The organism is Flavobacterium hauense (assembly GCF_054457175.1).
Map to the genome: position 1 here is coordinate 1 of NZ_JBTKVX010000038.1, position 17,262 is coordinate 17,262.

Annotated in this window: 18 protein-coding genes and 1 pseudogene; all 19 read right to left on the bottom strand. The window is 37.8% G+C overall.

Annotation, left to right across the window (positions count from 1 at the left end; genetic code table 11):
* A pseudogene (locus ACX0HA_RS17395) lies at positions 1-234 on the bottom strand (succinate dehydrogenase); the annotation flags it as partial.
* Positions 235-330: 96 nt separating this feature from the next.
* Positions 331-678: a YciI family protein gene (locus ACX0HA_RS17400; protein ID WP_458846580.1), complete on the bottom strand. Its 348-nt coding sequence runs from the start codon at positions 676-678 to the stop codon at positions 331-333.
* A gap of 58 nt (positions 679-736) precedes the next feature.
* Entirely contained in the window at positions 737-880 is a 144-nt protein-coding gene (locus ACX0HA_RS17405; protein ID WP_458846581.1) for a hypothetical protein, read from the bottom strand.
* Positions 881-958: 78 nt separating this feature from the next.
* Positions 959-1,837, bottom strand: a complete 879-nt coding sequence (locus tag ACX0HA_RS17410; protein ID WP_458846582.1) for a pirin family protein — start codon at positions 1,835-1,837, stop codon at positions 959-961.
* Between the two features lie 219 nt (positions 1,838-2,056).
* Positions 2,057-2,812 carry an SDR family oxidoreductase gene (locus ACX0HA_RS17415; RefSeq protein ID WP_458846583.1) on the bottom strand — a complete coding sequence of 252 codons (756 nt, stop codon included), beginning with the start codon at positions 2,810-2,812 and terminating at the stop codon, positions 2,057-2,059.
* Between the two features lie 288 nt (positions 2,813-3,100).
* Positions 3,101-5,728, bottom strand: coding sequence for a sigma-54-dependent Fis family transcriptional regulator (locus ACX0HA_RS17420; RefSeq protein ID WP_458846584.1), 2,628 nt, complete (start codon positions 5,726-5,728; stop codon positions 3,101-3,103).
* A 661-nt stretch (positions 5,729-6,389) separates the two neighbouring features.
* A complete protein-coding gene (locus ACX0HA_RS17425) occupies positions 6,390-6,602 on the bottom strand; it encodes a (4Fe-4S)-binding protein (RefSeq protein ID WP_458846585.1) in 213 nt (70 codons plus the stop codon).
* Positions 6,603-6,613: 11 nt separating this feature from the next.
* Positions 6,614-6,898, bottom strand: a complete 285-nt coding sequence (locus ACX0HA_RS17430) for a GNAT family N-acetyltransferase (RefSeq protein WP_458846586.1) — start codon at positions 6,896-6,898, stop codon at positions 6,614-6,616.
* A 132-nt stretch (positions 6,899-7,030) separates the two neighbouring features.
* Positions 7,031-8,059 (bottom strand): LLM class flavin-dependent oxidoreductase, encoded by a 1,029-nt coding sequence (locus ACX0HA_RS17435; protein ID WP_458846597.1) that lies wholly within the window; start codon positions 8,057-8,059, stop codon positions 7,031-7,033.
* Positions 8,060-8,178: 119 nt separating this feature from the next.
* Positions 8,179-8,496: a MoaF-related domain-containing protein gene (locus tag ACX0HA_RS17440; protein ID WP_458846587.1), complete on the bottom strand. Its 318-nt coding sequence runs from the start codon at positions 8,494-8,496 to the stop codon at positions 8,179-8,181.
* A 10-nt stretch (positions 8,497-8,506) separates the two neighbouring features.
* Positions 8,507-8,875, bottom strand: a complete 369-nt coding sequence (locus ACX0HA_RS17445; protein WP_458846588.1) for a nuclear transport factor 2 family protein — start codon at positions 8,873-8,875, stop codon at positions 8,507-8,509.
* 49 nt (positions 8,876-8,924) lie between these two features.
* A complete protein-coding gene (locus tag ACX0HA_RS17450; protein ID WP_458846589.1) occupies positions 8,925-9,284 on the bottom strand; it encodes a nuclear transport factor 2 family protein in 360 nt (119 codons plus the stop codon).
* Between the two features lie 76 nt (positions 9,285-9,360).
* Complete coding sequence (locus tag ACX0HA_RS17455) at positions 9,361-10,017, bottom strand: hydrolase (protein WP_458846590.1); 657 nt, start codon at positions 10,015-10,017, stop codon at positions 9,361-9,363.
* Between the two features lie 210 nt (positions 10,018-10,227).
* Positions 10,228-10,812 (bottom strand): Crp/Fnr family transcriptional regulator, encoded by a 585-nt coding sequence (locus tag ACX0HA_RS17460; RefSeq protein WP_458846591.1) that lies wholly within the window; start codon positions 10,810-10,812, stop codon positions 10,228-10,230.
* 199 nt (positions 10,813-11,011) lie between these two features.
* Positions 11,012-11,851 carry a DUF4249 domain-containing protein gene (locus ACX0HA_RS17465; protein WP_458846592.1) on the bottom strand — a complete coding sequence of 280 codons (840 nt, stop codon included), beginning with the start codon at positions 11,849-11,851 and terminating at the stop codon, positions 11,012-11,014.
* A gap of 4 nt (positions 11,852-11,855) precedes the next feature.
* Positions 11,856-14,471, bottom strand: coding sequence for a TonB-dependent receptor (locus tag ACX0HA_RS17470; protein WP_458846593.1), 2,616 nt, complete (start codon positions 14,469-14,471; stop codon positions 11,856-11,858).
* 97 nt (positions 14,472-14,568) lie between these two features.
* On the bottom strand, positions 14,569-15,408 hold the full coding sequence (locus ACX0HA_RS17475) for a FecR family protein (RefSeq protein ID WP_458846594.1): 840 nt from the start codon (positions 15,406-15,408) through the stop codon (positions 14,569-14,571).
* 10 nt (positions 15,409-15,418) lie between these two features.
* Positions 15,419-15,628: a hypothetical protein gene (locus ACX0HA_RS17480; RefSeq protein WP_458846595.1), complete on the bottom strand. Its 210-nt coding sequence runs from the start codon at positions 15,626-15,628 to the stop codon at positions 15,419-15,421.
* Between the two features lie 46 nt (positions 15,629-15,674).
* Positions 15,675-16,202: an RNA polymerase sigma factor gene (locus ACX0HA_RS17485; protein ID WP_458846596.1), complete on the bottom strand. Its 528-nt coding sequence runs from the start codon at positions 16,200-16,202 to the stop codon at positions 15,675-15,677.
* Between the last annotated feature and the right edge of the window lie 1,060 nt (positions 16,203-17,262).

The window sequence follows — 17,262 nt, forward strand, 5'->3', positions numbered from 1 at the left end:
CTGAATAATATGCACTATAAAACCAAGTACTAAAAAAATTTCAATAGTTCTTATTATTATATTGGTTGCCATAAAATGGGCTCCAATGGTAAAAATTTTGCCTCCGTCATTGTAAAAGATCAGCGCGTTGATAGACATATGCACTAAAAGAAAACTGATGAGGAACAGTCCCGTAAGTGCCATTGTAATTTTTCTGCCAATAGAACTTGTAAAGAGGGTGATTATCCATTTCATAAGATATAGATTAAATTTTGGTGTGTTTGTACCATTAAATGGTAATTCAATAAAAGCAGGCATGCCTTATTATTTAAAAGCATGCCGGCAGTTTACTTATGCCACAAGAGGTATGGCCATGCGCACCTCTACTGTAGCGCCATATTTAATAATTGGGCACCCTAGGGCAAGAGCAACAGCCTCATCATAATTTTCAGACTTTATAAGAAATAATCCTCCTATAGAATCGATACCTGTACCAAAAGGTCCGGTTGTTACTTCAGCACCTTTAATTACTCTTCCGTCTGCATCCCATCTTTTTGGTGTACCTACTAATTTGTCCTGTGCAGCTATTCCTGCTACCCATTCCTGATAAGGTTTCATGGCTTCTTTCATCTGATCTGCCGTTGGTGTTGGGTTTTCGCTTGTAATGTCTCTACGGATAACTAATAAAAATTCTTGCATAATAATTGATTTAAGATTTATAAAAATTTGATATTTATTTTTAAATGTTTTTTGATGTTTAATACTCGCCCCGTTCAGTATCTGCAAAAGGCTCGTCGTGCATATGGATTGATTCATCCAGGAATTCACATCCATCAGATTGATCATGTTTATGCTGCGGACTGGTATGGAATTCGTTAAATCCTGAGGGTCTTAATTGCATAGGCAATTGCATTAGGTTAAATAGTTTCATGGTTTTAGATTTAAGATTAATAGTGATTGATTGACAATGGATTTTTTTTTAAACAGGGTTAATTATTTTTCTTTCCTGTCCCTCCATCGTGATGAAGCCCATTTTGCCATTTTCATAGTCGGCCAAAGCCTTGGCTAATGCTTCAGGAGAGTCCATTGCCATAGCGCCATGTGTATATATTTGCTCCTGCAATGGTATACCCGATATGAACAGGAACTGGCTATTTGAAATTCCAGTAAAGGTTAAAAGCTCATTATCATCAGAGAATGACATTGCCTGTACCATACCTTCTTCAAGCTCAAGCGTTTCTTCATTTGTAGTAAAATCAAAATGTCCTTCAACAACATATATAGTACCTGACCATTGCGCAGGCAGCTTATGTGTAAATTCTTTTCCTGCGTCTAAAAAAACATGCAGTATGGTCAGCGGATCAGGTGTGTGTCCCTCATTTTTTACAGTACCGGTCTCACCACATACAATCCTTACAAGCATACCATCTTCTTTAATTTCGGGCATTTGGGACTTATCGATAAGTACACTTTTAGGATAAAACTGCTTCTTCCCGGCTGCGATATTTAAAAACAATTGCAGCCCTTCCACACTGGCACCTTCAGGAACAGGAAATTCAGTATGCACAACACCTCTTCCTGCCCATGTCCATAACAGGCTTCCCGGTGTAACCACAATATTGTTTCCCTGTGAATCTATGCTATGATAAGGTGCTGAATCTTCGAAAACATAACTCAGGGCAGACATACCTGCGTGAGGGTGTGGCCCAAAAGAATCGGTTGTCAGCTCAAAGTGGTCAAAGCCTATTATGGGATCCATGAGCCCATTAAAATCTTTAGCTCTTGCTTTTCTGGCAAAGAACTTATCATCTCCCTGAACTTCAGGGGTAATGACAGTTGAAAGTTTTAGCTTATTCATAATGATAATTTTAGAATGATTGAAAGTGATTGGATAATTGATTAAAGACCGTTGCTGCCTGTTGAATTGCCGTGTTGTTGATCGGTTTTCGCAAGGATACTGCGCCGACGTAGGGTCATCCTTATGCACGAACGGGTGGAAAGTGCATACCCATTACAACCGCCCCGGCAAACTGCCTACCCGTCATCTTCGTTTCAACAGGCATCGGTACTTTATTTTTTATGCTCTTTGAGGACGGTTAGGAAACCACTCTTCAAAAGTGAGTTTACTAAGCTGTGCATCATCAGAAGGTACAAGGGTAAGTTCTTTAAGACGAGCTCCAAAGTATAGCGCATCTTTATCTGCTATTACTTTAACCTGATCATTGGTTTTAGCAAGATAACGTTCTACAAGTTCGGCGAGGCTAAAGCGTTCCGGCCCTCCAATCTCAACAATTCCGTTTAGAGGTTTTTCAAGAGCAAATTTTACAACCATCGTTGCCACATCTTCTGCAGCAATAGGCTGGATTTTAGCAGTAGAAAGTGTAACACTTCCTCCATCATGTGCCGATTCTGCAATACCTCCTAAAAATTCCATAAATTGGGTAGAATGGATAATAGTATAAGGCACCCCCGATTTTTTGATAATATTTTCCTGTACCTGTTTTGCCCTAAAATACCCGCTATCCTGTAAACGGTCTGTTCCTACTACCGATAATGCTACGTGATGTTTTACTCCTGCATTAATAGCCGCAGCAAGAACATTAAGGCTGGATTTTTCAAAAAATTCCATTACATCCTTATCTGCAAAAGATGGTGAGTTGGCAAGGTCTATTATTACATCTGTATCTGTAACAGCTTCTGCCAGGCCTTCGCCTGTAATAGTATTTATACCCGTTGCCGGTGCCGCTGATAATACCGTGTGCCCAAGATCCCGAAGTTTGCTTACTGCTTTTGAACCTATTAGTCCAGTTCCGCCAATTACTAAAATTTTCATGCTTTTACGTTTATAAGTGATTATTAAAAATTGTATTGTTTTGTTCCATTAGAAATCCAATTCCTGTGCCAACAAGATAAAACACTAACAGTCAACTACTTATATTAAAAATGAAAAGCCAAATTTCCTCTTATTAAGTGAACTCATTTTACCATTCACTTTATTTAGTGAATTTTAAAGAAATTTGGGGCTAAGGCAGGTAGACAGAAATTACAAAATTCGCTACAACGAGAAAACCCCAGGCTGATCACTCAACAAGGGGTTAGGTTTTATATACTACTGTTTTAGTTAGCTATAATAATCTGATTTGGATATAGCGAGTTTTTTCATTTTAGAGTGCAGCGTATTACCCGGTATATCAAGAACTTCAGCAGCACCACCGGCACCCGATATCTTTCCGTTGCATCTTTTTAATGCGCTGATAATAAAACTACGCTCCATTTCTTCCAGTGATTTATTGTATATGTTATCATCAGTACTACTATCCAAATCCGCCTTTTTAGGAAGGTATACTTCACGTAAAATGTTATCTGTAGTCATGAGTACGCTACGCTCTATAAGATGCTCCAGTTCCCTTATATTACCAGGCCACAGATAGCTTTGAAGCTGCTGCATCGCTTTTGGAGAAATGCGTACTATATTTTTACCGCTATTTTTATTGAATTTTGTAACAAAAAAATTAGCCAGCAGTTCTATATCTTCAATCCTTTCTCTCAGCGGAGGCAAGCTGATAGGAAAAACATTCAACCTGTAAAAAAGATCTGATCTAAAGCGGCCCGCTTTTACTTCTTCTTCCAGGTCACGGTTTGTTGCAGCCACAATTCTAACATTTACTTTTATAGTTTCTTTGCCTCCCACACGCTCAAGTTCTTTCTCCTGTAAAACACGTAATAACTTGACCTGTGCTTCCAGGGGCATCTCTCCTATTTCATCCAGAAACAACGTACTGTTGTTGGCAAGTTCAAATTTACCTATACGCCTTTCTACTGCTCCCGTAAAAGCTCCTTTTTCATGGCCAAAAAGTTCACTTTCTATTAGGTTTGCAGGCATTGCAGCACAGTTAACCTTAATCATAAGCTTATCTTTTCTGGGCGATGCATTATGTATAGCCCTAGCAATAAGTTCTTTGCCGGTTCCGGTTTCACCTAATACCAATACAGTAGAATTAGACTCTGCTACCATAGTCATTAGCTGATATACTTTTTGCATTTTCTCTCCACTACCAATAATCTCTGCAAAATTATAAATAGTCTTAATTTGCTCTTTAAGGTAAACATTCTCCAGTTCCAGTTGCTGCTTGTATAATAGTAGTCTCTCATTGGCCAGGATATTTGCAATTGCTACCGAAATTTGCGAGCAAAGTCCTTTTACTATCGCAGGATCAAGCGCATCGGCAAGCAGCCAAAGCGTACCTACATTAGTATTACCAACCCGCAATAAAGCAGCATATGTATTTTTATAGCCTACTTTTTTCCAAAGTTGCGCAAACAAAGAGTTGGTAGTCCGTAATTCTTCTTCAACATTAAAAACTACAGGTTCATTACTATTAACTACTTTGGCAGTGTAAGGTTCTTCTACCGTTAATTTTATCGATACCCGCTCATCATGGCTCGGCATTACATCTTTAAACAAACTAGTGTCAGACATGTAAGGTGTTAAACCCACTCCATCATCATCAAAAGTATGTATCATGGCCAACTTGGTTTCCAATAAATCCCTTAACACATTTATAATTGCCAATTCCAGGTCGGCTTTGGTACGCACACCTGCTATTTCATTGCTAAATTGTAATAGTACAGATTGTTCATGGCTTCGTTTTATAAGTGCTTCGTTTGCCATAATATTTGCCATAGCGGTAGATATCATAGCACATATACCCTGAAGCAGCGAAATATTAATTTGATCAATTCCCAACCATAAAATGCCCAGATTTGTTTCACCATTTCTAAGTGCAACGCCAACCATTCTTTTATATCCTATCCTTTTCCAAAAATGCAGGTAAGCTGATGTTACACCTCTCTCTATTTCAATATCTACACTAAATAACAAGGGTATATAGCTATCAAACACCCTGCTTTGCAGGCCATCATTAATAGGGAACTTTTCTTTTCCAACATCAATCATTATAGGGTCACCCGGCGGTATTATACTTTCATCATGTATGTAGGTACTCATGGTCATACCATCGTCATTTATCTTCCTAACGACATACCCTCTGATATTGTTTATTTTTTTTAAGGCTATACGGACTGCTACTGAAAGGTCATCTTTACTCCTAACTGCTGCAATATCATAGCTAAAGTCCAGCAGGAATGACTTCTCTACTTCTTTTTTCTGGAGCTCTTCATTTTTTATGATATTTGAAACCGCTACTGATAACTGCGGTGCAATTCCATCTATGATACTCCGAAATTCTTTTGTAAAGCTATCGGACTTATCAGAATAGATGTGTATAAAACCTATTGGTTCATCGGCATTCCATAACGTAGTCATAAGTATTTCACGTATACCGCATTCATAATTAATACGCAAAAACAGAGGACTCCCCGGCTTATCCATAATGTCTTTCAACATAAAAGATATTGGTCCCTCTGCATCAAGAACAGCCTGGATAAAAGGTTCGTTAAGATTAAAATGAGCCTTTGTCAATTGATCGTATGTATCATGCCCCTTTATTTGCGACGACACATGATCCAATAAAAAAGGAGTATATGTTTCATCTTTCTGATCAATCAGCGTTACAATAGTATGAGTAAAATAGTGTAATGATTTTATTCTCCTTGAAAAAAGTACAATCAAATCATTTTTATCCCTTACTTTGGTTATGTCTTTACCTAATCCAAGCAAAATCTGTCTTTCATTTTCCAGAAAGTCCTTATTATCTTCTTTTATATCTATATTTTTATTTTTTCCCATTTGATATGCTAAGGAATAGTATCGTCCTTTCAACTTACAAAGAATTGTAGAATAATAATTTAGTATTTGAATACATACTTAAATGTAAAGTTAAACTATATATGTTAACAATTAGTTGTAGCTAACTATTAACATATGATTTGAATATTGAAATATACTTAGATAAAATTCACACTTCAATCGAAATTCAATCCGCTGAAATTAAGAAAAATAAAGGCTTTGTAATTTATGTATTGAAAGTTGGCGATTTTATTAAATGTTGCTTTAGCAATTTTATTAAATCGTGCATGATTTTTATTTGTTGATACAAAATTAGATTATGACTCGCGCTATAGCAATAGTGCCGTAATTTACAATAGAATACTCTTTTACATAGAAAAGTTAGTATCTTATTGTATGCTATTCTTTAACTATTACGATCCCCAACAGGACATCCAAACCGCTTTTTAAGGTCGTTTCCTGAAAATTATCTTACATATAGTAGGCCAATTTCTTTAAATCCTGCATAAAATGGTTTTAAATCTGTCCTGCCAAGGGTCATAAAAAACTCCAAATCAATGATTTGGAGTTTTTTCAACCTATATATGAAGTATCCAACGGCAGATTATGTTGGCATTATTACAAGCCATCAACCCCCTCTTCATTCAGTCCATTATTTTGCTTACGATTCCCTGTACGTCAATGCCTGCGACGGACAGGCATCAATCTGTTGTTTTAATGCCTCTACAGAAGCATTATCACATGTTATCCATGGTGTAGCCTTTGGGTTGTAAACTTCAGGCAGCGTTTTTACGCATACACCGGCATGGATGCACCTGCCAGGTTTCCATATAACTGTCAAATTATTTTTTTGATATTCTTTTGTAGTTTCCATAAACAAAATAATTATGCCTTTAATACATCCTTAATATCTTCCTCTTTTCTAAACACAGATGCCGCAAAGGGGCATAATGGGATAATTTTCGTGTTTTTTTCCCTTGCCATTTCTACGATTTTGTATAACATCCGTTTACCCACACCCCTGCCGTTAAACGCTGACTCAACCTCAGTGTGGTCAATTATAATAAGTTCAGTTCCGGCTATAGAATACGTCATCATTCCTGCACGCTTTTCATTCTCCTGTGCTATGGCAGAACCTTTGCCGCCGTTTTCTTTTAATAGTATTTCCATTGTTTTACTTTTTGATGTAGTTATTTTATTAACAGCATTTAATCCGCAATGTATCCTGTTTTTGTTTCAAAGGGCAATTCTCAAAATAAATCTATGAGTCACATTCTGAGGACACCATTTTTCGGCCTGGAATTATTTACTGTTCATTTTTTTTACCAAAGGCATAACTTTGGTACCTATCAGTTCGATTGATTGCAACAATTGCTGGTGCGACAATCCCGCATTATCCATCTGAAACGTAAACCTGTCAATCCCTCCAAGGGCTTTGCTATGCCTTACCAGTTTTTTTGCTACCTCTTCAGGTCCGCCAACAGCAAGCACACCCCTTGGTGCGATCAGCGCGTCAAATTGCTGACGGGTTACCGGTGGCCAGCCGCGCTCTTTGCCCAATTTTGTCCAAAGCTCTTTATAACCAGGATAATAATCGGCGATTGCCTTCTCATCAGTTTCGGCTACATAACCTGGAGAATGAAGCCCTACCTTCAGCTGTTCATGTGAAAAACCTGCCTTACGTCCGGCTTCACGGTACAGGTCAATCAACGGGCGAAAACGCTCTGTTTCCCCACCAATAACCGCAACCATTAAAGGTAGTCCTAAAGAACCTGCACGGATAAAAGATTCCGGCGTACCACCTACACCAAGCCATACCGGAAGCTTTTCCTGCATGGCCCTGGGATAAACAGGCTGATTGTCCAGTGCCGGCCTGAACTGGCCTGACCAGGTAACATATTCATTGTCCCGTATCTTTAGCAACAAATCCAACTTCTCCTTAAAAAGAGCATCATAGTCCTTAAGGTTAAAACCAAAAAGTGGATAAGCATCTATGGCTGATCCACGGCCAACTACAATTTCAGCACGTCCTCTCGAGATAAGGTCAAGTGTAGCAAAGCTCTGATACACTCGCACCGGGTCATCCGTACTCAATACCTTGACAGCACTGCCCAGGAGGATGCGCTTGGTCCTGGCGGCTGCGGCGGCAAGAATGACATCCGGCGCTGAATCAAGAAATTCTTTTTTATGATGCTCGCCGATGCCAAACACATCGAGTCCAGCCTCATCGGCCCTTACGATACGATCCAAAAGCTGTTCCATCGCATCTACACTGCTCAGGCTATTTTCACCATACATTGCTGAGGCAAAACTATCTATTCCTATTTCCATCATTACTTCTTTTTAGGTTTATGTCTTATTAAGAAAATGTTTATGGTATCCGCTAATCAACAGTTGTCTTCTTACAAGATGGATAAATGCATAACTGGCATTAAACAACCCTACGTTTTTTAATCGTTTAGCAATCGTATTGTACCTTTCATTGTATAAAAGCTACCGTCGGGTAAGGTCGCATTGCTGTACACTATCCCGTTCTGATGATCTTCTACATGGGTTACCGTAGCGCCAGAAATTTCTTTCCATGCAACCATAAATACATTGGGACGAATTTCCGCGATTGTTGTTTCAACTTTTTCGGTATATCCTATCGCTGTCAGTTCACCATCCAATATGGTAAATATCATTGAATTGTCTGATTCAAAAAAAAGCCTGACCTTTAAGAAGTCTGTCTCCATTTTGTAGGTATTACCTGTTAGACTGTTTTCCATATCACAAAAATTAAAATGATGTCATGGCATTACCACTGGCCGATTTCGAAGCTGGAACCTCTTCCTGGACAACATCCCAGTGCTCAGCTATTTTTCCATCTTCAAGCCTGAAAATATCTACAACAACTACCGGTACAGGACCCCAGCCGTGAACCAGGCTGTGTGTTATTACAATGTCATCCTGCTCAACAATGATTCCCGGATGCCATTTAAAATCTTTATCTAATATACCTAATATATTTTTAAGTCCCTCATGGCCGTTTATCATAGATGGGTTATGCTGCAGATACGATTCCTGCCAGTATTTTGCTATGGCAGAAACATCTCTCTGGTGAAAGAATTCATCCATGGCTTTTAACACAATTTCCTTATTTGTCATTTTGATTTAGTGTGGTTATTTGTAATTTGTTTCTAAAATATTTTGCCTCTTAGCTATCAAGGAAAACGTAAAGCGACTTAATCCTGCCATTCTCAAAATGGACAATATCCATTCCTGTAGCAACAGGTGGTTCCCCTTTGGGCCCTGCTCCCCAAATGAGCCTGCCAATATTGTTATTTATTATTACTGGTTTAAGTTTTGTAAACACAAAATCCGGGGGCAAATGTTGTAGTGTAGCCGTTATACTGTTGTTGATTGCGTCTAATCCTGTCACCTGATCTCCTACATGATACAGATTAGCCTCCGTATCATAAATTCTTTCGATAGCCTTTAACCTTGTGTCTGAATTCCTTTCATTCCACACCTGGTTCAGATTGTCTTCCATCATTTGGGCTGCTTCGTTATTCATGTCTTTGTTTATTAGTATTTATGTAATAAAAATAAAAGCAACATCTCTGTATAATGAGGATGTTGCTTTTATATATTTACTCGTTTACCGGTACAGGTGTAGCCAACAGCTGTAATTCCCATGCAAATGCTACTCCGCTTGCTCCTACATGGTCTAACATAAGGCCTGCCATCTCAGCTGCCGTTTCAGTACGTGCCCAGTCACGTTGCCATTCAGAGGCAACAGCCACCCAATTGATTGGTGTAATACCATGTTGTACCATACGGCGTATGGCCATATCGTGAGCTTCAGCTGAAACAGCCCCACAGGCATCTGTAACCACAAATACATCATACCCTTCAGCCGCTGCCTGAATTGCGGGCATGGCAACACATACTTCCGTCCACAAACCTGCAATAATCAATTGCTTGCGACCACTTTTTGCTACGACATTGGTAACATTAGGGTCCTGCCATGTATTTATTAACGTACGGTTAATTGGCTTTTGTTCAGGAAACACCTCTTGTATTTGCTTAATAAGCAAACCACCACGCTCTTCAATAACTGTTGTAAGGATTGTTGGCACATTAAAAATTTTCGCTGCTTTAGATAGTCCTGTTACGGCATTGATGACCATAGTAGGTTCATGACTGTTCAGGTTGGCAAACTGGAAAGGCTGGTGATCGATCAGCACTACAATGCTGTCCTCCGGACGCAGCAGGGCTTCAAGCCCTGTTTTGATACTTTTTTGCATGGATTAAATATTAATTATTATTAATTATTATTAAAACGAATCCTGCCAATTCAAGAAGGGTGAGTATATGTAAGAATCAAAAAACTTTGGAAAGGCACTGGGATTTGTAAAGCAAAGTTCTGTTTTACGATAACGATAGAAGATGATATATGACGAAAAAAAAAGTAGACCTAAGTCTACTTTTTTTAATAACATTTAAAATTATACGTATTATTCCTTTTGGAAGAGTTGGCGCTTTATGCGGCTCAAAGTATCTTTCGTAATACCGAGGTAGGACGCTATAATGTGCTGCGGGAAACGTTCAACCAGACTAGGGTAGCAGGATACAAAGTCAACATAGCGCTTCTCTGCACTACCGCTTATAGAGGAAGTAATTCTCCTTTGGTTAGCAATATTATTTCTTTCGTCCAGCACTGTTGTCATGTCACGAAAAGCGGGAAAGCGTTCCAGTAATTCCAAAGCATCAGCCCTTGTAATTAGCAATAGTTCGCTATCTTCCCAGGCATCAATATTATATCTGGATGGGGTAAACATGGTCCAGCTTTCCCTATCGCCTACCCACCAATTTTCTACCGATAACTGTATAATATGCTCGGTACCTTTGTCATCTATTAAATACTGGCGCATTGCGCCGTTCAGAATAAATCCAAAATACCTGCATACGTCTCCTTCCTGTAAAAAGTACTGTTTTTTCCTTATTTTTTTATAAGTGAAATAGCCTTTAAAAATCTCAAAATCATGCTCTGAGATTCCATTGGGTGCATACCTGTTTATATAATCAAATAGTTGATTCATAATTTTCTCCTTGCTGTAAAATTAAGGATTTTTTTTTAGCTCAGGTCAATACGATCAGTATGAGGAAACACTATCTTTTGAAAATCCGGGCACTTTTTTAGCTTCCTGAAGTAATTAGTAAATTTTCTGGTAAGGACTATATATTAAAAGCTCCAAATCGATAATTTGGAGCTTTTAATATTTCTCTTTTTAAGAGACATTACTGCACTGTATACGATACGTGATCCGATTCGCATAACCTGAAATAACCTAAGGCAAAACTTCCCTGACTAGTCTGGTTTATTATATTACCCCTGATATTTGCAGGAGGACTTGAAAATGCATCCGGGTCTGTAGCATCCAAAATCAAATCCATATAATTATAGAACTGCTTTGAAACGCCCCTTAGGGTTATATCTAATACACCTCCGGGCTTCAGGTCTTCATGCGAAAAATCATTCATCATTTCGTTGCCATTATAAAACTCATCATCCTGTAATTCATAATCGGGATATTGTATAACATCGGTAACAAATTCACCAAGGTAAAAATTAGTCTCATTTTCAGGATCATTAAAATAAAACCTGACCTCTACTTCTTCAGTACCAAAATCATCTGTCAATCTTTGTTCTACGCGTTCAATTTTTGGAGCAGGCATCATTGTTTCCTGTGCAGTATAGACCTCATCATCAACTTTTACATAAAGACTATAGGTTTCATTTAATACAGGAGTAAAATCAGTACAAACATATACTCCCGGCTCATCAGATTCAATAAATACAAACTGAGTTCCCATACTATTACTTACATATACTTCAGCTCCTGAAACCTTAGGTATCGATGGATCATAATATGCAGCCATCCTGCTTATTTTTATTTTCTGTACGCTCCCATCGGTATCTTTTTGCCATAGTATTTCAGCATCAATTACTATCTTATTTTCACCTGTAGCCAGATCTACCTGTATCACATCCTCGCAACCCAACAGGGAAAAGATCAACAGGAAAAGAAAATATTTTAAATAAGATGCTTTGCGTTTTGGTTCACTATTATTTTTCATACGATTAAAATTTAAAGTTATAGGATACGCTCGGAATAAAACCAAAAATAGACAGACGCCTCGCCTCATTCATGCCTGTATCGTCATTAGTTGTAAATGTTATACTGGCTGCATTTTTCCTTGCATATATGTTATAAATACTGAATACCCAGTAGCTTTGCCATCCCTTTTTCTTTTCAGGTTTGGGCGTATAGGTCGCTGCAAGATCCAAATGGTGGTATAAAGGCATCCTGTTTTCATTTCGCAGCGAATAATTAGGCACCTGTATCCCTCCAAAATCATAATAGCCATTAGGATAGGTTACAGGCCTTCCTGACTGCAGGGTAAAATTAGCGCTGAAAGACCATTTAGGGGTCCAGTCATAATTGGCGGTTACATTAAGATTATGTAATTTGTCATAAGGAGATAAGTACCAGTCTCCATTAGCTATCCCCGGCTCATCAGGAGTTCTGCCGGCTGTCTTTTGTTCTGCCCTTGATAGCGTGTAAGAAACCCATCCGGTAAAGCTGCCAGTGTTTTTCCTGAACATCACTTCGAGTCCATAAGACCTTGCCTTTCCGTTCAGTACAACCTGCTCAATATTATTGTTGGCAATCAGGTCTGCACCGTCTATATAGTCTATCCTGTTCTTGATGGTTTTATAAAACACCTCTGTTTCAAAAGAATACTCTTTGTTTTTAATATTCCTGAAATATCCAACAGCATACTGGTCAAGTATTTGTGGCTTTATATATGGTCCGCTGGGTGCCCATATATCGAGTGGTGTTGGCGACTGGCTATTAGAAAGAATATGTATGTACTGCGCCATCCTGTTATAACTGGCCTTAAAAGAATTGTCTTCATTTAAGGCATATGCAAGTGCAGCCCTTGGCTCAAAATTATTAAAACTTGCTATCTTATCACCCTTTCCATAAGCTATTGTCCCTGTAGGTGTGCCCTCTTGATAAATACCGTAAGCAGGGTTATAAACTACAGGGTTATTATTAGCATAGGTGCTTACTTCTTCCGCACCATAGCGATAAAACATGCTATAACGGAATCCATAGCGCAGCGTAAGTTTTTCTGTAACTTCATATTCATTATCAAGATAAAAAGAAGGCTGTAAAGCATATTTTTTATCCAGTTGCTGATAGTTGACACTCGAATCAATTCCTTTTGGCTGCAAGGTTCCGGGATTAAAATCATAGTAGATTGCCTCTATGCCATACTTTAAATCAAACTTTGACGAAACAGAATGCAGCCAGTCGTATTTTAAGCCGTAGCTCTTAATGCCGCTATCCCAGTCAAACTTTTCAGAATCCAGACTAAAATTCAGTGTGTAATCACTGTAAAACAAGGATAGATTAGTTTTTATCTTTTCTGAAAACGCATACTTCCATGACAAATTACCCATTGTATTTCCGTAAGTGCTTGAAAAAAGATTAACAATCTTAAAGACATCATTGCCATAGTAGCCTGAAAAATGGAGACTGCTATTCTCATTGAATTTATAATTGAACTTACCGTTAAGGTCATAAAATTTTGCAGAGTTATTATTGTCTGCCAGTTTTAAGAATAAGTGGGCATATGAAGTCCTTCCGGCAAGCATAAAAGAGCTTACATCTTTTTTTATAGGCCCTTCTACCATCAGCCTGCTCGATATAACACCTATCCCTCCGTTTACTTTAAGACTATCTGTGTTCCCGCTTTGCTGGTGTACGTCCAGAACAGAAGAGACCCTCCCACCGAATTGTGAAGGAATCCCTCCTTTATATAAATCAAGGCTCTTTACCGCATCTGCATTAAATACCGAAAAGAATCCTAACAAGTGAGAATCACTATAAATCGGTGCACCATCCAGCAGGATAAGGTTTTGATCTGCCGCCCCACCCCTTACATTAAAACCCGAAGAGCCTTCTCCGGCATTAGTAACACCAGGAAGGGTCATAAGCGATTTTAGCAGGTCAGGTTCGCCCATAGCCACAGGTATCTTCTTAATTTCCTGCATCGTCAGGCTGTTAACACTCATTTGGGGTTTTCGTATGTCAGTAGCCTTGTTGTTTTGGCTGATCACTACTTCTTCCAGAGAATGGGCATCCTGCTCCATACTTACATTAATATTGGCATTCCTGTTAAGGTTAACCCTTTCGTCCCTGTCTTTATAGCCCAGATAGCTTATTGTTACAGTATAACTACCTGCCGGCAAGCGGACTGAAAACTTACCATTCTCATCAGTATTAACCGGTGTTTTGCTTTCTTTAATAAACAGGCTGGCACCGGGTAGTGGCTGCCTCGTGTCGTCGAGTATTATCCCCGAAAGCACATAGGTTTCCTGCTTAACAGCTGTACTTTTTTGTTTGACCGTAATATTATTCCCGATAAGGGTAAAATTAAACGGCAAATCTTTGCCAAGTCCATCCAACACTTCCTGAACGCCTGTGTTTTTAAAGCTTATTTTTTCTTTAAAATACCGTTTGCCTGTATCTACCTGATCGGTAAAGGCAAATTTGTAGTCTGTTTGTTCCTCAATTTTGTTGAACAATTCTTTTAGCGTTGAGGACTGATCTAAAGTGATAGAAATGTTCTGTGAAAAAGAACTTAAACTAAATACTAAAAAGCATGTCGAAAATATATGCTTCATAAATTTTTGTACTTTTGAATAGTGATTAATATGGGTATGACTCTTTTTGATTACAGAAAGGATGTTTAGTTTCGCGGCTAGTGCATCCTTTTCTTTTTTATTGAAATGTGACTTTCTTTATTTCTTCATTTACAGCTGGTGTTAGGTTATACATTTGGGATATGATGGTTATTATATTAGACAATTCTTCTTTTCTGTTTAATCTCAGTGTTATTGGTTTTCTTAGGTATTCTTCAGGCATCTCAATCTGGCAGCCGTAATTTTCTTTAACGTATCGGATAACCGAAGTGAGCTCAACATTATTAAAATCTACAAAGCGGTTGAATGCTTCCACCTTTACCGACTTTTTGTCGTAAATAAATTGTTCGCCCGGCGATAATATCCAGTTATTGGTATTGTCCTTAACATTCATTTGTACACTTCCTTCATATAAATGTACACTCACTCTGTTTTCAGTATCTCCAGCAATGGTGAATGATGTTCCCAGCACTGTTGTTGTTGTTTCCCCACAAAATACCCTGAAAGGGTGTTTTTTATCCTTACGTACCTTAAAAAAAGCTTTCCCTTTTAAATTGATCTTCCTGTTGCCCTCAAAATCATTTTTATATTCAATTCGTGAATTAGGCTCCAGCTCCACTATTGAACTATCAGGCAGGCAAACAGCTTTAATCTTAGAGGTAGGATTTTCAACAATATTATAACTCAGCCCGGCACCTTCCGGTGTTGCGGCATTAAATGTTATTACTGCACCTATTGTAAGTGAAATAACAAGTACTGCTGCCGCAGCATATACCCACGGTTTTAAGCCCTTTTTCTGAGCTGGAAATGCCTGTGCCGAAAATGCATCCCAGGATGCTTCTTTACTTTCCAGTGGCTGTTTGTCCGGTTCTTCCTCCCAGGCATTCCTGATTTCTTTTTCAATGTCTTTTTCGTCCATGATAATTCTTTTATAGCTTTTGACAATAGAAGCCTTGTTTCACAAATAGTGAACACACGATTTCTGAAATTTCCCTGTTGATCTCTATACGTAAAATGCGATTGGTATCCTCAAGATCAAAATTAATCACACCGTCAGAGACAGTACGGCGCAGTTCGCGCAATAAATAATCTGCTTCCTGTGGAGTTTCAACGTTGGTTTTAAAAATTGCAAGGCTCATTCAGTTTGTTATTTATAGGGTATAACAAACGGGAAAATAAAAGTTCCTATGCCTTGCGTATTTTTTTTTGAATAAATTTATTAGCAAGATAAATATGATTAGCAATTGTCTTTTCAGACAGGTTGGTAATCTCTGCTATTTCCTGATACGAATAGTTATCGAGCTTGTGAAGGGTAAATATTTTTCTTTGCTGGTCAGGCAATTGATCAAGGAGTATGGTCAGCTGCTTTTTTTGATTCTCTAATTGTAATACCTGTACATCTTCTTCCTCGGTTTGCATTACAATCTTTAAAGGCTCCAGGGGAATAACCTTGTTTTCCCTATTTACATGATTAATGATTATGTTTTTACAGATAACAAACAGCTGCTTATCAAAAAGCACTTCTTCTTTTAGCAATTCCCTTTGCTTATAAAGGTGTAAAAAGGTTTCCTGAACAAAATCTTCAGGGGTAAGAAACTTAAATTTAAAACGCTTAGCAACCTGAATCAGTTTATCATAAGAGTCAAGATAAACTTTCTTAAAGGCTTTTTGATCGCCTTTCTTCAGGCTTCTTATTAGGTTTATATTTTCCATAAATACTACAATCAAATATATAACTCGATATTTAGAAATGTAGTATAATAGAATTTTGTTTTACTGAATTATTGAGGAATTTTAGAAATGTAGCAAAAATCATATTTAGTTCTTAAAGCCTAAATACTTAAAAGGAAGGTTAGGAAACATCAGGAAGACTAACGATTGATAAATTAGTAACCAAACAATTTAAAATTATTTCATAATCGCCAACAGGACATCCAAACCGTATTTTTCTACATTTTTAGGTGTTTTACTTACAGATAATATACTAATTTCTTCAAATTCTGCATAAAATGGTTTGGAATTTTTCCAGTCGAGGTCACAAGCAAAAAGCTCCAAATCATTGATTTGGAGCTTTTTTTATTTGTATAGTCTTACATTTATAAATCAACTTAAAATTCGTAAGATTTTACGGCCTGTTTAGATGTCCCGAGTAGTTACCACAAGCGGATATAAACCATCATTAAAAAACTAATTATTAATATTACTTCTAATAATAATTTTATGTTTTTAAATTAAAATAGCCAATAACTTGTTTATTGAGATATATTTGAGACCTCGGGTTGAGAAACTCTTATCTTGAAATAACAATGATGCTATCATTGTTACACTTTCCAGAGTACATTTTTCATCGTTTAATTTTGAGAAAATGCTGCAGCCAAAATTTCCTTCCCTGCTTTATCTGATACGTAGAGGTCATTGTATCCATGAAAATTTCCATTTTTTCAATGCCAAAAACTTAAACACCCATCGCTGGATCGTCACCTGATCGCGATAGCTTAAGTTAAGAGAATCCAGACTCACAGACATAATGGTCTGATAGCAACAGTATTTGAAAGTTTAAATACGGATTAAATGTTAAGCAATGGAATTTATTTGAATCGCAATTATAATAAATATTAAAACCCTGCTCCTTATATAAAATTTACAGGGCTTTAACTACCTAAAAACTGTCTTCGTATGTGTGTGTGTGGTCGTTTTTATCTCTTAATGGCAAAATGCGATTTAAACTCACGTGTTACGGTGGTTGTACCATCGAATTCAGGGTAGGTAACGG

Coding starts and splice junctions, on each gene's coding strand:
- ACX0HA_RS17400 (WP_458846580.1), bottom strand. CDS start 678: ATGCAAGAATTTTTATTAGTTATCCGTAGAGACATTACAAGCGAAAAC.
- ACX0HA_RS17405 (WP_458846581.1), bottom strand. CDS start 880: ATGCAATTAAGACCCTCAGGATTTAACGAATTCCATACCAGTCCGCAG.
- ACX0HA_RS17410 (WP_458846582.1), bottom strand. CDS start 1,837: ATGAATAAGCTAAAACTTTCAACTGTCATTACCCCTGAAGTTCAGGGA.
- ACX0HA_RS17415 (WP_458846583.1), bottom strand. CDS start 2,812: ATGAAAATTTTAGTAATTGGCGGAACTGGACTAATAGGTTCAAAAGCA.
- ACX0HA_RS17420 (WP_458846584.1), bottom strand. CDS start 5,728: ATGGGAAAAAATAAAAATATAGATATAAAAGAAGATAATAAGGACTTT.
- ACX0HA_RS17425 (WP_458846585.1), bottom strand. CDS start 6,602: ATGGAAACTACAAAAGAATATCAAAAAAATAATTTGACAGTTATATGG.
- ACX0HA_RS17430 (WP_458846586.1), bottom strand. CDS start 6,898: ATGGAAATACTATTAAAAGAAAACGGCGGCAAAGGTTCTGCCATAGCA.
- ACX0HA_RS17435 (WP_458846597.1), bottom strand. CDS start 8,059: ATGGAAATAGGAATAGATAGTTTTGCCTCAGCAATGTATGGTGAAAAT.
- ACX0HA_RS17440 (WP_458846587.1), bottom strand. CDS start 8,496: ATGGAAAACAGTCTAACAGGTAATACCTACAAAATGGAGACAGACTTC.
- ACX0HA_RS17445 (WP_458846588.1), bottom strand. CDS start 8,875: ATGACAAATAAGGAAATTGTGTTAAAAGCCATGGATGAATTCTTTCAC.
- ACX0HA_RS17450 (WP_458846589.1), bottom strand. CDS start 9,284: ATGAATAACGAAGCAGCCCAAATGATGGAAGACAATCTGAACCAGGTG.
- ACX0HA_RS17455 (WP_458846590.1), bottom strand. CDS start 10,017: ATGCAAAAAAGTATCAAAACAGGGCTTGAAGCCCTGCTGCGTCCGGAG.
- ACX0HA_RS17460 (WP_458846591.1), bottom strand. CDS start 10,812: ATGAATCAACTATTTGATTATATAAACAGGTATGCACCCAATGGAATC.
- ACX0HA_RS17465 (WP_458846592.1), bottom strand. CDS start 11,851: ATGAAAAATAATAGTGAACCAAAACGCAAAGCATCTTATTTAAAATAT.
- ACX0HA_RS17470 (WP_458846593.1), bottom strand. CDS start 14,471: ATGAAGCATATATTTTCGACATGCTTTTTAGTATTTAGTTTAAGTTCT.
- ACX0HA_RS17475 (WP_458846594.1), bottom strand. CDS start 15,408: ATGGACGAAAAAGACATTGAAAAAGAAATCAGGAATGCCTGGGAGGAA.
- ACX0HA_RS17480 (WP_458846595.1), bottom strand. CDS start 15,628: ATGAGCCTTGCAATTTTTAAAACCAACGTTGAAACTCCACAGGAAGCA.
- ACX0HA_RS17485 (WP_458846596.1), bottom strand. CDS start 16,202: ATGGAAAATATAAACCTAATAAGAAGCCTGAAGAAAGGCGATCAAAAA.